The sequence below is a fragment of the Mycobacterium sp. KBS0706 genome, from assembly GCF_005938675.2.
In the GTDB taxonomy this organism is placed as follows: domain Bacteria; phylum Pseudomonadota; class Alphaproteobacteria; order DSM-16000; family Inquilinaceae; genus Inquilinus.
The window spans coordinates 1-12,621 of record NZ_VCCH02000096.1; the positions used below are offsets into that span (position 1 = coordinate 1).

16 protein-coding genes are annotated in these 12,621 nt (G+C 69.6%); 9 read left to right on the top strand and 7 right to left on the bottom strand.

What is annotated here, in order from left to right; all coding sequences use genetic code 11:
• From FFK22_RS33790 to FFK22_RS33815, 6 genes are all read left to right on the top strand, one after another.
• Positions 1-355: alpha/beta hydrolase-fold protein (locus FFK22_RS33790; protein ID WP_306770211.1), on the top strand; the 355-nt coding region annotated here is incomplete at its 5' end.
• Positions 356-489: 134 nt separating this feature from the next.
• Positions 490-1,470, top strand: coding sequence for an ABC transporter substrate-binding protein (locus tag FFK22_RS33795; RefSeq protein WP_186002803.1), 981 nt, complete (start codon positions 490-492; stop codon positions 1,468-1,470).
• Positions 1,460-2,236 (top strand): ABC transporter permease, encoded by a 777-nt coding sequence (locus FFK22_RS33800; protein ID WP_138892530.1) that lies wholly within the window; start codon positions 1,460-1,462, stop codon positions 2,234-2,236. The genes FFK22_RS33795 and FFK22_RS33800 overlap by 11 nt, the downstream gene beginning before the upstream one ends.
• Positions 2,233-2,985 carry an ATP-binding cassette domain-containing protein gene (locus FFK22_RS33805; RefSeq protein ID WP_186002804.1) on the top strand — a complete coding sequence of 251 codons (753 nt, stop codon included), beginning with the start codon at positions 2,233-2,235 and terminating at the stop codon, positions 2,983-2,985. Before FFK22_RS33800 ends, FFK22_RS33805 begins: the two co-directional genes overlap by 4 nt.
• Positions 2,986-3,045: 60 nt before the next feature.
• Complete coding sequence (locus tag FFK22_RS33810; protein ID WP_138892532.1) at positions 3,046-3,324, top strand: type II toxin-antitoxin system ParD family antitoxin; 279 nt, start codon at positions 3,046-3,048, stop codon at positions 3,322-3,324.
• Between the two features lie 4 nt (positions 3,325-3,328).
• Entirely contained in the window at positions 3,329-3,640 is a 312-nt protein-coding gene (locus FFK22_RS33815; protein ID WP_138892533.1) for a type II toxin-antitoxin system RelE/ParE family toxin, read from the top strand.
• Positions 3,641-3,643: 3 nt separating this feature from the next.
• Here FFK22_RS33815 and FFK22_RS33820 read toward each other — a convergent pair whose 3' ends face one another.
• From FFK22_RS33820 to FFK22_RS33840, 5 genes are all read right to left on the bottom strand, one after another.
• Positions 3,644-4,189 carry a PQQ-dependent catabolism-associated CXXCW motif protein gene (locus tag FFK22_RS33820; RefSeq protein ID WP_138892534.1) on the bottom strand — a complete coding sequence of 182 codons (546 nt, stop codon included), beginning with the start codon at positions 4,187-4,189 and terminating at the stop codon, positions 3,644-3,646.
• Between the two features lie 8 nt (positions 4,190-4,197).
• Positions 4,198-5,040 carry a substrate-binding domain-containing protein gene (locus tag FFK22_RS33825; RefSeq protein WP_221939049.1) on the bottom strand — a complete coding sequence of 281 codons (843 nt, stop codon included), beginning with the start codon at positions 5,038-5,040 and terminating at the stop codon, positions 4,198-4,200.
• A 1-nt stretch (position 5,041) separates the two neighbouring features.
• Positions 5,042-5,599, bottom strand: a complete 558-nt coding sequence (locus tag FFK22_RS33830) for a c-type cytochrome, methanol metabolism-related (protein ID WP_138892535.1) — start codon at positions 5,597-5,599, stop codon at positions 5,042-5,044.
• Between the two features lie 94 nt (positions 5,600-5,693).
• The gene (gene xoxF5 / locus FFK22_RS33835; protein WP_138892536.1) at positions 5,694-7,496 is read right to left on the bottom strand and encodes a lanthanide-dependent methanol dehydrogenase XoxF5; all 1,803 of its coding nucleotides are present in this window, start codon (positions 7,494-7,496) and stop codon (positions 5,694-5,696) included.
• 459 nt (positions 7,497-7,955) lie between these two features.
• Entirely contained in the window at positions 7,956-8,411 is a 456-nt protein-coding gene (locus FFK22_RS33840) for a hypothetical protein (protein WP_138892537.1), read from the bottom strand.
• An 83-nt stretch (positions 8,412-8,494) separates the two neighbouring features.
• Between FFK22_RS33840 and FFK22_RS33845 the strand changes: the two genes are divergently transcribed.
• Positions 8,495-8,836: a hypothetical protein gene (locus FFK22_RS33845; protein ID WP_138892538.1), complete on the top strand. Its 342-nt coding sequence runs from the start codon at positions 8,495-8,497 to the stop codon at positions 8,834-8,836.
• A gap of 161 nt (positions 8,837-8,997) precedes the next feature.
• Here the strand turns inward: FFK22_RS33845 and FFK22_RS33850 are convergent, their stop codons facing one another.
• The gene (locus FFK22_RS33850) at positions 8,998-9,792 is read right to left on the bottom strand and encodes a quinoprotein dehydrogenase-associated SoxYZ-like carrier (protein WP_186002805.1); all 795 of its coding nucleotides are present in this window, start codon (positions 9,790-9,792) and stop codon (positions 8,998-9,000) included.
• 26 nt (positions 9,793-9,818) lie between these two features.
• Entirely contained in the window at positions 9,819-10,793 is a 975-nt protein-coding gene (locus FFK22_RS33855) for a quinoprotein relay system zinc metallohydrolase 2 (protein WP_221939050.1), read from the bottom strand.
• Positions 10,794-11,013: 220 nt separating this feature from the next.
• On the opposite strand from FFK22_RS33855, the gene FFK22_RS33860 reads away from it, so the two are divergent.
• Together FFK22_RS33860 and FFK22_RS33865 are read left to right on the top strand one after the other, a co-directional pair.
• Positions 11,014-11,397 carry a cytochrome c family protein gene (locus FFK22_RS33860; protein ID WP_138892541.1) on the top strand — a complete coding sequence of 128 codons (384 nt, stop codon included), beginning with the start codon at positions 11,014-11,016 and terminating at the stop codon, positions 11,395-11,397.
• 2 nt (positions 11,398-11,399) lie between these two features.
• Positions 11,400-12,611 carry an ABC transporter substrate-binding protein gene (locus tag FFK22_RS33865; protein WP_138892542.1) on the top strand — a complete coding sequence of 404 codons (1,212 nt, stop codon included), beginning with the start codon at positions 11,400-11,402 and terminating at the stop codon, positions 12,609-12,611.
• Positions 12,612-12,621: the final 10 nt, after the last annotated feature.

The window sequence follows — 12,621 nt, forward strand, 5'->3', positions numbered from 1 at the left end:
GCTGTACCGCTCCGTCTCGGCCTTCGCGCCGATCGCGGCGCCGTCGCAATGCCCCTGGGGGCAGAAGGCGTTCTCGCGCTATCTCGGCCCCGACCAGTCCCAATGGGCGGAATGGGACGCGACGGCGCTGGTGGAGGGCGGGGCGCGCTGCCCGGACCTGCTGATCGACCAGGGCGAAGCCGACCAGTTCCTGGAGCGCGAGCTGCACCCGCATCTGCTCGAGGCGGCGTGCCGCAAGGCCGGGCAGCCGCTGACCCTGCGCCGCCACCCCGGCTACGACCACGGCTACTACTTCATCTCCACCTTCATCGCCGACCATATCCGCCACCACGCCGGCGTGCTGAACGGCGGCTGACGGGCGGGCATACCCCCCCGTTTGTCATTGCCGGGCTTGACCGGGCAATTCAGAGGGTGTCGACAGTCTCTGGATGCCCGGGGCAAGCCCGGACATGACAACGTAGGAAACGGGTTTTCCTCGCAATGCCTCGCATGCCACCCCTCATCGGCCGCCGCGGTGTCCTCATCGGGGGCGCGATGCTGGCCGCGCCCTTCGTCGCCCGTGCCCAGGACCTGCCGCGGGTGCGGGTTGGCACGCTGCAGTTCGGCACGGTGAACTGGGAGCTGGCGGTCATCGGCGACGGGCTCGACCGCCGCCACGGCTTCGTGCTCGAGCCGCTGGTGCTGGCCGACAAGGACGCCACCGCCGTCGCCTTCCAGTCCGGCGCGGTCGATCTGATCGTCACCGACTGGATCTGGGTGGCGCGGCAACGCGAGGCCGGGCGCGACGTCACCTTCGTGCCGTTCTCGCTGACCGTCGGCGCGCTGATGGCCGATCCTGCGACCGGCATCCGCACCATCCAGCACCTGCCCGGCAAGCGCCTGGGCGTCGCCGGTGGCGAGGACGACAAGAGCTGGGTGCTGATCCAGGCCTATGCCCGCAAGGCCGGCATCGACCTGCCGCGCGCCGCCACCGTCAACTTCGCCGCGCCGCCGCTCTTGAACCAGCTGGCGCTGCGCGGCGACCTCGACGCCGTGCTCAATTTCTGGCAATTCGCCGCCCGGCTGGCCGTGAAGGGCTTCCGGCCGGTGGTGGAGATCGCGAAGATCCTGCCGGAGCTCGGCCTCGACCGGCCGCCGCCGCTGCTCGGCTGGGTGTTCCGCGAAGGCTGGGCGGCGCAGAACCCGGATCTGGCGCGCGGCTTCCTCGACGCCTCCTTCGCCGCCAAGGCCGCGATGAAGTCCGACGATGCGCTGTGGCAAAAGCTGCGCCCCGAGATGAAGGCCGAGGACGACGCCGTCTTCGCCGCCCTGCGCGACGGCTACCGCGCCGGCATCCCGGCTCCCCCCAGCCCGGCGGATGAGGCGGCCGCCGCGGCGGCGCTGCGCCTGATGGCCGGCATCACCCCGGCCGCGGTCGGCGGGCTGACGGCGCTGCCGCCCGGCACCTTCTGGCCCGGCTATGGCGGTTGACGCCGCACCGGCGGCCGCGCCGAGCCTGCGGCGCTGGCGCTGGTTGCTCTCCCTCGCGATCCTGGCCGCGATCTGGCAGGTCGCCGCCCTGCTGGCCGACAGCGCCGTGCTGCCGCCGCCGGCCGAGGTCGCAGCCTCCGCCTGGCAGCACATGGTCGAGGGCGATCTTCCTTACAACGTCGCCGTCACCCTGGCCCGCGTGCTGGCCGCCTTCGCCGCTGCGATGGTGATCGGCACCGTCATTGGCATCGCCCTCGGCCGCAGCCGGCTGCTCGACGAGCTGTTCGACGGCTGGCTGGTGATCGCGCTGAACATGCCGGCGCTGGTCACGATCGTGCTCTGCTACGTCTGGTTCGGGCTGAACGAATGGGCGGCCGTGATCGCGGTCGCGGTCAACAAGGCGCCGCTCGTCGTGGCGATCACCCGCGAGGGCGCCCGCGCGCTCGACCGGCCGCTGATGGAGATGGCGCAGCTGTTCGAGATCCCGCGCGGCCGGGTGCTGCGCCGGATCGTGCTGCCGCAGCTGGCGCCCAGCCTGATGGCGGCCGCCCGCTCCGGCCTCGCTTTGACCTGGAAGATCGTGCTGGTGGTCGAGCTCTTGGGCCGGCCGGACGGCGTCGGCTTCCAGATCCGCAGCTTCTTCAACTTCTTCGACATTGCCGGGATCCTCGCCTACACGCTGGTGTTCATCGCCGTGATCCTGGCGATCGAGGCGTTCCTGCTGCAGCCGCTGGACCGCGCCGCCGGCCGCTGGCGGTCGCCGTGATCGGCCTGGCGCTGCAGGGTATCCGCCGCCGCTTCGCCGCGCCGGTGCCGCGCGACGTGCTGGACGGCGTCGACCTGTCGATCGGGGCCGGCGAGTTCGTCGCCCTGGTCGGCCCCTCCGGCCGCGGCAAGACCACGCTGCTGCGTATCATCGGCGGGCTCGATTTCGGCTATCAGGGCCGGATCGACTGGCCCGACGGGCCGCCGCGCCGCCGTGCCGCCGTGTTCCAGGACCCGCGGCTGGTGCCCTGGCTCGGCCTGCTCGACAACCTGCTGCTGGTCGCCGGCCGCGCCGCCGAGCCCGAGGCCCGCGCGCTGCTGGCCGCGGTCGAGCTGGAGGGGCGCGAGGACGCTTATCCCGGCCAGCTCTCCGGCGGCATGCAGCGCCGCGCCGCTTTGGCCCGGGCCCTCCTGGTCGAGCCCGACCTGCTGCTGCTGGACGAGCCGCTGGTCTCGCTCGACCACGCCTTGGCCGGCCGGATGCGGGCCTTGCTGGCGGAATACTGGCGCCGGCACCGGCCGACCGTGCTGCTGGTCACTCACGACCTGCGCGAGGCGGTGACCCTGGCCGAACGGGTGGTGGTGCTGGCCGAGGGCGCCGGCCGGGTGTCGCTGCAGCGGGGAATCGAGCTGCCGCATCCGCGCGACCCCGCCGACCCCAGGATCGACGCCATCGTCGACGCCTTGCTCCGCTTCGATCCGGGGCTGGCCGTGCCGGCGGACGATGGTGAGGCGGCGGATCGCACCTGACTACATCCCCGCTGGATCTGTGATAGTGTTCCATCCTATTCAGCAGGATCGGAGGCATTGTTGCGCACCACCCAGCAGTTCAGCGTCACCTTGCCGAACGAGATGGCCGACATGGTCCGGGCCAAGGTCGCATCGGGTGAGTACGCCAGCGAGAGCGAGGTGATCCGGGACGGCCTGCGCGCCCTGCAGGCCCGCGATCAAGCGCTCGAGAAATGGCTGCGCACCGAAGTCGTGGCCGCCTATGACGAGATGAAGGCCGACCCCTCGAAAGGGCTTAGCTCGGAAGAGGTGTTGGAAGCACTTAAGGCGGAAACGAGACGCCGGACCAAGGCCGGTTAAGAAGGTGGCGTATCGTGTGATCTTCGCACCGCAGGCGAAGACGCAACTCCTGGCGCTGCATCACCACATTTCCGAAGCTGCATCGCCTGCGATCGCGGAACGCTACACGACGTCCATCGTCCAATATTGCCTTTCGCTATCGACCTTCCCGCATCGTGGCACACGACGAGACGACCTACGACCAGGGCTGAGGCTGCTCGGGTTTCGGCGCCGCGTGACGATCGTCCTGAGCCTCAACGATCGGGTCGTGACCATCCTCGGCGTGTTCTATGGCGGCCAGGACGTCGAGGCAGCGCTGCAGGCCGAAGACCTCTGAAGGTCACTTCACCGGCAGCGGCGCGTTCGGCAGGGTCGGGCGGCCGGCGGCGGTCCAGTCCTTCACGCCGCCGGGGAACCAGTGCACCGCGGTGTAGCCCTCGGCCACCGCGCGCCGGGCGGCATTCCACGACATCCAGCACTCGGCGTCGCAATAGAACACCAGCGGCCGGGCGCGGTCGCCCAGCGTCAGCGCCGCCAGGGCGTTGCGGAAATAGATCTCCATCTCCGCCGACAGGGCGCCGTAGCCGGTGTTGGCCAGCCAGACGCTGCCCGGGATGTCGCGCCGCTCAGGCGGCCGCCACAGCGTCTCCGGCGGCAGCTTGTCCGGCCGCGGCGGCTGCGGCAGCACGTCGATCACCACCACCGGCCCGCTGCGGATCAGCGTCTCCACCGCCGCGGCGTCGACCACCGCGGCGCCCTGCAGCGTCGCCGGCACCGGCGCCCGAAAATTCTCCATCCGGTAGCCGTCGGGCTCCGCCACCTGCGCCAGAACCGGGCCGGCGGCGAGGCAAACCGCCAACAAGGCGAGGCAGAGCAGGGGACGCATGCGGGCGCTCAAAGCATCGGCTGGCCGCGGGCGTCCAGCAGCGGCACGCCGTAGTCCTTCAGGATCGCGGAGATCGCGTCCTGGTTGTCCCGGATCAGCCCGTTGATCCGGTCCTTCCAGTCGCTCTCGCCCGGCCGCACGCCCATGGTGATGTAGAAGTCGAGCCTTGTGTCCTTGGGCTCGTTCAGCAGCGGCGCCACCACCAGCGCGTCGCCATGCTGCTTGGCATAGTAGCCGGCGATCGGGCCCCACAGGACGGCGACGTCGATCTGCCCGGCCGCGAGGTCGTCGATCATCTGCTTGCCGGGCGCGTCGTAGCGGCTGTCGACCACCAGCGGATAGGGCCGGGCCTGCGGCATCAGACCGTCGCGCGCCGCCAGGTTGGCGGGCGGCGTGCCGGCGGTGATGCCCAGGCGCAGCGTCTTCAGCCGCGGGTCGGCCAGGCTGCTCAGCGCGTCGAGCTTGTCGTCGCGCCGCGTCACGAGGACGTAGCCGGAGCGGTAATAGGGGTTGCTGTTCTGCACCATGTCGGCCCCGGCGACGATGCCCATCACCAGGTCGCAGCGCCGGGCGCGCAGGGTCATGCGCAGGAAGCCGGTCGAGTTCGGGTACCAGGTGTAGCGCACCGGCACACCCAGCTTCTCGGCCAGGAGCTCGGCGATCTTGTTCTCGAAGCCCTCGCCCTTGTCGTTGGAGAAGGGCAGGTTGGCCGGGTCGGCGCAGACCCTGAGCGCCGAGCGGTCGATCGCCTCGGGCCGCGGCGGCTCGCTTCGGCCGGGCCCGGACAGCAGGACGGCGCCGGCCAGCAAGGCCAGCGCCGCGGCACGTCGCCGCTTCGTCATCGCGATCATGCTAACCGGGCGTCCCCATGCAGGCATTTTCGGCTGCGGCATAATCTGCGGACTTCTTCTCGAACTTGGGCGGCCGGCCGCGCCCCACGGCGCCGTCGGACCGGGCCTTGAGATAGGCGTAGATGTCGTTGATGTAGCACATCACGTTGGGGTCGGACCCCAGCGCCGGCATCTTCTTGTCGCTGGCCGTGTTCACCGTCTCCTTGCCGTTCACCACCGTCTCGAGGAACTGGTCGAAGGACAGCGTCTTCAGGGAATCGACCAGCGCCGGGGCGAAGCTGCTGCCCTCGCCGTCCGGCCCGTGGCAGACGTAGCAGATGCCGTTGTAGCGGCGGAATCCGTTGTAGACGGCCCAGTCGACCGTGCCGTCCGGGGCGATCTTGTAGGGCTTCTCCTCCTCTGCCGCCGCCGGGGCTGCCGGCGCGGCATTCGCCGCGGGCTGCTGCGCCGCCGGGTCGCTGCTCTTGTCCTGGGCGAAGCCCGCGGTGGCGAAGCCGCCGACCGCGATCAGGCCGCCGGTCAGGAGGGCGGTGCGGAACAGGAAGGCACGAAAAGGCATCCTCGATCCTCTCGGATGGTATGGCAGGTCGGCGTGGCAAGGCGTGAAGAAGACGGAGGCGGGCCGAAGCCCGCCTCCGAGGCACAGGGAGGCTTCAGTTAGGAAGGGCGAACACGGTCAGCGTTCCGCCCAGCTGGGTGTATTGCGACAGCGACTGATAGGCGCCGACCGCACCGAGGCCTTCCTGCGGATTGGTCAGTCCAGCCGCCATCCCGATGCCGGCCCAGCCGCCGACGCCGGAGAGCACCGCAACATACTGCTTGCCCTTGCTGGTGAAGGTGTTGACGTTGCCGATGATGCCGGAGGGGGTCTTGAACTTGTACAGCTCCTTGCCGGTCTTGGCGTCGACCGCCTTCAGATAGCCCTCCAGCGTGCCGTAGAAGACCACGCCGCCGGCGGTGGCCAGCGCGCCGCTCCACACCGAGAACGGTTCCGGGATCGACCAGACGATCTTGCCCTTCTCCGCATCCCAGGCGATGAAGTTGCCGAGATGGTCGCCGCCCGGCGCCGGGTACATGCTCAGGGTCGCGCCAACATAGGGCTGGCCGGCGGTGTAGGCCACCTTGTACGGCTCGTAATCCATGCAGACATGGTTGGTCGGCACGTAGAACAGGCCGGTCTCGGGCGAGAAGGCCGCCGGCTGCTGGTCCTTCGACCCCAGCGCCGCCGGGCAGATGCCCTGCGAGTTGACGTCCTCGCCATTGGCCTCGGTCGAGAACTTCTTGTCGCGCTCCGGCAGGCCGGTCTTCAGGTCGACCTTCGTCGCCCAGTTGACCGCCGGATCGTATTTCTCGGCCACCAGCAGCTCGCCGGTGACGCGGTCCAGCGTGTAGCCGAAGCCGTTGCGGTCGAAATGGACCAGGAGCTTGCGGTCCTTGCCGCCGAACTTCTGGTCGGTCAGGATCATCTCGTTGACGCCGTCATAGTCCCATTCGTCATGGGGCGTCATCTGATAGACCCACTTCGCCATGCCGGTGTCGGCGTCGCGGGCGAAGATGGTCATCGACCACTTGTTGTCGCCGGGCCGCTGCACCGGGTTCCAGGTGCTGGGATTGCCGGTGCCGTAATAGATCAGGTTGGTCTCCGGATCGTAGGAGATCCAGCCCCAGGTGGTGCCGCCGCCGATCTTCCACTGATCGCCCTGCCAGGTGGAGATGCCGGAATCCTTGCCCACCGGCTTGCCCAGCGCGGTGGTCTTCACCGGGTCCATCAGCGTGTCGGCGTCAGGCCCCATCGAATGGGCCTGCCAGACCAGCTTGCCGGTCTTGATGTCATAGGCCGAGACGTGGCCGCGGACGCCGAACTCACCGCCGGAATTGCCGATCAGGACCAGGTTCTTGACCACCAGCGGGGCCGAGGTGCCGGTCTCGCCCTTGGTCGCGTCGCCGTCCTTGGCGCTCCACGCCACCTTGCCGGTCTTGGCGTCCAGCGCCACCAGCGTGGTGTCGGCCTGGTGCAGGAAGATCATCCCGTCACCATAGGCGACGCCGCGGTTGACGGTGTCGCAGCACATCACCGGGATGACGTTCGGGTCCTGCTTCGGCTCGTATTTCCAGACGATCTTGCCGTTGTTCGCCAGGTCCAGGGCGTAGACGGTGTTCGGGAACGGCGCATGGATGTACATCATGTCGCCGATCACCAGCGGCCCGCCTTCATGGCCGCGCAGCACGCCGGTGGAGAAGGTCCAGGCGGGTTGCAGGTTCTTGACGTTCTCGGTGGTGATCTGCTTCAGCGCGCTGTAGCGTGTGTTGGCATAGTCACCCGCCGGCTGGGTCCACTGGTTGGGATCCTTCTGCAGCTTCAGCAGCTCGTCATTGGCCGACGCCACCGTCGGCACAGCCGCCATGGCGAGCACGAGCGCCAAGGCGGTCCCGGAAACGCGCAGCAATCTGGGCATTCGTTATCCTCCCATTGATCGCGATGCGGGACCCGCGGCGATGCCGTCGGCATGCCGGAGGTCCGCCTCGACGGTCGTTCACGCCATCGGGCCCGGTCGTCATGGCCTCGTCCCGGGCCGGTTTGGTGGTTCATTCGGAAGACGACCGCCATCACTTTGCGAAGACATCCAAATCCCAGTCAATTGCAAACACACAAAATCGTATTGTTCTTTGGTAGGAAATCGGAATTTCGCAACTGCGAAGAAAATACTTAGGTTGCACCAAGGTACAATCTCGAAATATTGATTTCGCGCATTGGTCAACAGTGGGAGGGCAGGTGGGGCTGTGGCGGGCGGTGCGGCAGTGCAGCGGGCGCTTCGATCGGATTTTTGCGGCGCGAAAGAATGCCGTTCATCGCGCTTGTTCAAGGGTGGGGGCAGTAGTTCCGCGTTATCGGACCAATCATGGCGCGGCGCTGCTCACGGCATCGGCTGCCCCGGCCGGCAGGGCGGGATCATCGGGTGGGGGCCGAGGCGGGCGAGGCGGATCGAGAAGTCGCGCAGTGTCGGCGCCGTGTCGCGCAGCCAGCGATACTGCACGTCATAGGCCTCGCGCTCGCGCTCGACCCAGGCATCGCAATCGGCCGCCGGCGCCCCGCCCGCGGCGGCGCGCTGCAGGAAATGGGTCAGCTCATGCACCAGGATGCTGGTGTCGGCCGGGTCGCGGCCGATTCGCAGCGACTCGTCGAGCGCGATGGTGCCGTCCGGCTCGGCATACCCCATCACGGCGCAGGGATGGGTGCAGGCCATCGCCTCCAGCGCCGGGTGCGGCAGCACCAGCACGACCGGCGGGTCGCCCGGCACGGCATAGCCGGTGTAGCCGGACACGGCGGTCAGCAAGCTCGCCACCAGCGCCGCCGGAACCGCGCCGGTCATCGGGTCTCGTTCCTTGGAACGAATTGACCCGCCCCCGCCCCTTTGCTCTGCTTGCCGTCCCAAGCGACTGCGGAGCGATCGCCATGAAGGGCTGTGCGGTACTCGCCCTCCTTGCCCCGGCGCTGCTCGCCACGCCAGGCCCGGCGCGCGCGAACGACTATCCGACCCCGGTGGTGGCCGACTACGTCATCGGCTGCATGGCCAGCAACGGCGAGACGCAGGAGATGCTGCAGCGCTGCTCCTGCAGCATCGACGCGGTCTCGTCGATCATGCCGTACGGCGCCTATGAGAAGGCCGAGACGGTGCTGCGCATGCAGCTCGCCACCGGCGACCAGGCCGGCATCTTCCGCGAGATGACGATGCTGAAGACCATGGTCGACACGCTGCGCCTGGCGCAGATCGAAGCCGATTTTCGCTGCTTTTGAGCCTCGTGCAGAGCAGGTCATGACCACCTGAAGCCGTCATGGCGAGGAGCGTAGCGACGTGGCCATCCAGGGGCCGGTGCGAGCCGCCCTGGATGGCCACGCCCCTTTGGGGCTCGCCATGACGGTGATGGGCAGGCGTGCCGATCGAGCATGATCCCGCCTCACATCGTCGGCGGCACCGGCCAGGCGCCGTTGAACACGGCGCCGTCCGAATCCTTGGCCGTGGCGCTCAGCCGGCCGGTCTCGGTCGGAGTGAAGCTGAACTCCACCACCGGGTTCTCGCTCAGCGAGATGTTGCCCTCGACCTGCAGCAGCCTTGTGCCGTCAAAGCTGACCTCGATGGTCTCGATGAAGCGCGCCGGGACGTAGGTGCGCTTGATCTGGTCCATCTGCATGCCGGAATAGTTCGGGTGCCGGATCAAGAGCTCGACCCGGCTCGGCTCGCCGATCTGGGCCGCGTCCAGGTTCTTGGTCCGCATCTCGCCGAGATGGGCCTCGGCCTGGTCCGGCGTCTTGCTCGCGGGGGCGGAGCAGCCGCCGGCCGCCTTGACGAAGACGGCGGCCATGAACAGCGACCCGTCCTCGGTCTCGGCCACGGCGTGGATGTTGGTGTATTCGTTCACCCGCACCCGGGTGCCGATGGTCGGGTCGGCGATGCTGTCGCCCAGCCGGAACACGGCGGCGACCGGGGCAGGGTTCTTGTCCACCACCAGCGTGACGGCGCGGATCCGGCCGGGCGGCATGTGCCCGCCATCGAAGCGGATGGTCACCGGCACCACCGCCGCGTCATAGGCGCGCTGCGGCGCCTCGACCCGCATGAAGGCGCTGCCGTCGGCGACCGGCCTGTCCCCGAAGATCGCGGTCTTCAGGTCGGGCCAGGGATCGTCATCCGCCCGCGCGGGGCCGGCCAGGGCCAGCAAGGCGACCAGGATCAGGGCTGCGGCGTGCTTCGGCATCGTGTCCTCCCTTCGCCGTCCTTCGGCTATTCCCATTCCAGCTCGGTATAGGCCGTGGCGACGTTGCGGTCGTTGTAGTCGTCGAACAGCAGCCAGCGGCCGCGCTCGGACCGGCCGACCGCGGCCACCGCCTGGTCGAGGCTGCGCCCGGCGGCCAGGGCCGCGCGGGTCTCGGTCAGGATCAGGGCAAGATAGCGCTCCTCGTCGTCCAGCGCATCCGGCCAGCGTGCCGAAGCGGGACCGTGGCCGGGAACCACCCGCCGGATCCCGGTTTCGCGCCGCAGCCCGGCGATGGCGTCGACCCAGCCGCGCAGCGACCCGTCGATCGCCGGCACCCGCTCCAGGAACACCAGGTCGCCGGCGAACAGGGTGCCGGTCGCGGTGTCCAGCACGGTTAGGTCGGCATCGGTGTGCGCCGGCGGCCAGGCCTCCAGCTCCAGCGTCCGGCCGCCGAGGTCGAGCGACAGCCGGTCGCGCACCAGCAGGGTCGGCGCCACGATCTCGGTGCCGGCGGCGGCGTCGCCCAGGTCTCGGCGCAGCCCGGCGAGATAGGTGTCGGCGCGGGCGGCCAGGCCGCGCGGCAGGTTGGCATGGCCGACCAGGGTGGTGTCCGGCCTGGCGAAGGCGGCGTTGCCCAGCGCATGGTCGGGGTGGAAATGGGTGTCGATGGCCAAGCGGACGGGCAGGGAGGTGCGTTGCCGCACCGCCGCCAGCAGCCGCCGCCCCTCGGCGGCGCTGCCGCCGGTGTCGATCACGGCCACGGCGTCGCTGCCGACGACGAAGCCGAGATTGGCGATGCCGCCGAGATTCGCCGCCGTCGCCTCCTCATGCGCGCCGTGGAACACGAAGACTCCGGGCGCGACCTCGGTCACCGGCAGCGGCTCGTCGGCGGCCATGGCGGTTCCGCCCAAGAGGCCCAGCGCCAAGGCGCCGCCGAGCACGCGCCGGCGGCTCAGCGTGCCCGGCGGGCCTGGATTTCGCCCGCGCGCGAATGGCGGCACCCGACATCTCCCCCAATGGCCGAACAACAGGGCGCGCATTTGCCGCGCGGCTGAATTGGACTTTGGTCTCAGACCCCGCTTCTCGCCTTGTCGGGGCCGGGGGCGGTTCATACAGTCGGGCCAATCCCGCCCGTCGAGCGGGCAGGCGCGGCAGGGCCCCGGCCCGCGCTGCGCCGAAGCGGAACGCCGGCCCCGCCGGCCCAGCAGGAGGACGTCCGAGATGCGAGGTTTTGCGCTGGTCGCGGCAGCTGCCGCGCTTGCCCTGCCGATGGTGGCCCAGGCCCAGGATGCGGCCGGCGACGCGGCCAAGGGCAAGCAGGTCTTCGCCAAATGCCAGGCCTGCCATTCGGTCGAGGCCGGCACCAACAAGCTGGGCCCGTCGCTGCACGGCGTGGTCGGCCGGGTCTCCGGCACGCTCGAGGGCTTCAAATATTCCGACGCGATGAAGGCCGCGAATCTGACCTGGGACGAGGCGACGCTCGACAAGTACCTCGCCAATCCCAAGGGGCTGGTGCCCGGCACCAAGATGGTCTTCCCCGGCCTGCCGAAGGAGCAGGACCGGCTCGACGTCATCGCCTATCTGAAGGAGGCGGGCGCGAGCTGACGATGCTTCGGGCCCTCGCCGCGCTCGGCCTCGCCGCGGCGCTGCTGGCCGTCCCGGCCGCGGCGCAGCAGCAGCCGGCGCCCAAGCTGTCGGTGACCATCGGCTGGCTCAGCGAGGCGATCCCGGAGCCGGAGCCTTTGTCGCTGGTCGAGCCGGTGGCGAAGGACCAGGGGCTGGCCGGCGCCCGCCTCGCCATCACCGACAACCAGACCACCGGCCGCTTCCTCGGCCAGGATTATACGCTGGATGAAACCACCGTGCCGGCCGGGGGCGACCTGGCCGGCGCCGCCGCTGCCATGGCCGGCAAGGGCATCAAGCTGGTCGTCGCCGACCTGCCGGCCGACCGGCTGCTGCAGCTGGCCGACCTGCCGGAGATGAAGGATGCGGTGATCCTCGACGCCCGCACCCAGGACGACCGGCTGCGCGTCGCCGACTGCCGCGCCAACGTTTTCCACACCATCCCCAGCCGGGCGATGAAGGCGGATGCGCTGGCGCAGTACCTGGCGTTCAAGCGCTGGACCCGCTGGGTCCTGGTCTCCGGCTCGCTGGACGACGACAAGGCCTTCGCCGATGCCGTCCGCCGCGCCGCCAGGCGCTATGGCGCCGAGATCGTCGAGGAGCGTACCTACGAATTCCAGGCCGGCTCCCGCCGCTCCGACACCGGCGAGCAGCAGGTGCAGAAGCAGATGACCCAGCTGACCCAGCGCCTGCCGGATTACGACGTCATGGTCGTGGCCGACGAGAGCGAGGTGTTCGGCGAGTACCTGCCATACCGCACCTGGGACGCGCGGCCGGTGGTCGGCACTCAGGGGCTTGTGCCGACCGCCTGGCATCGCAGCCAGGAGCAGTGGGGCGGCACCCAGATCCAGCGCCGCTTCCAGAAGGCCTCCGGCCGCTGGATGCTGGAGCGCGACTATGCCGCCTGGGCCGCGATCCGCGCCCTGGGCGAGGCGGTGACCCGCACCGGCAAGTCCGATCCCGCCGCGATCCACGATTATCTGGTGTCCGATGCGTTCCAGCTCGGCGCCTTCAAAGGCGTGCCGCTGACCTTCCGCCGCTGGGACCAGCAGCTGCGCCAGCCGATCCTGCTGGCCTCGCCGATGATGCTGGTCTCGGTGTCGCCGCAGGAGGGCTTCCTGCACCAGCGCACGCCGCTCGACACGCTCGGCTATGATGAGCCGGAGTCGCAGTGCCGTCTCAACCCCGACCAATAGGAGGCCGCGC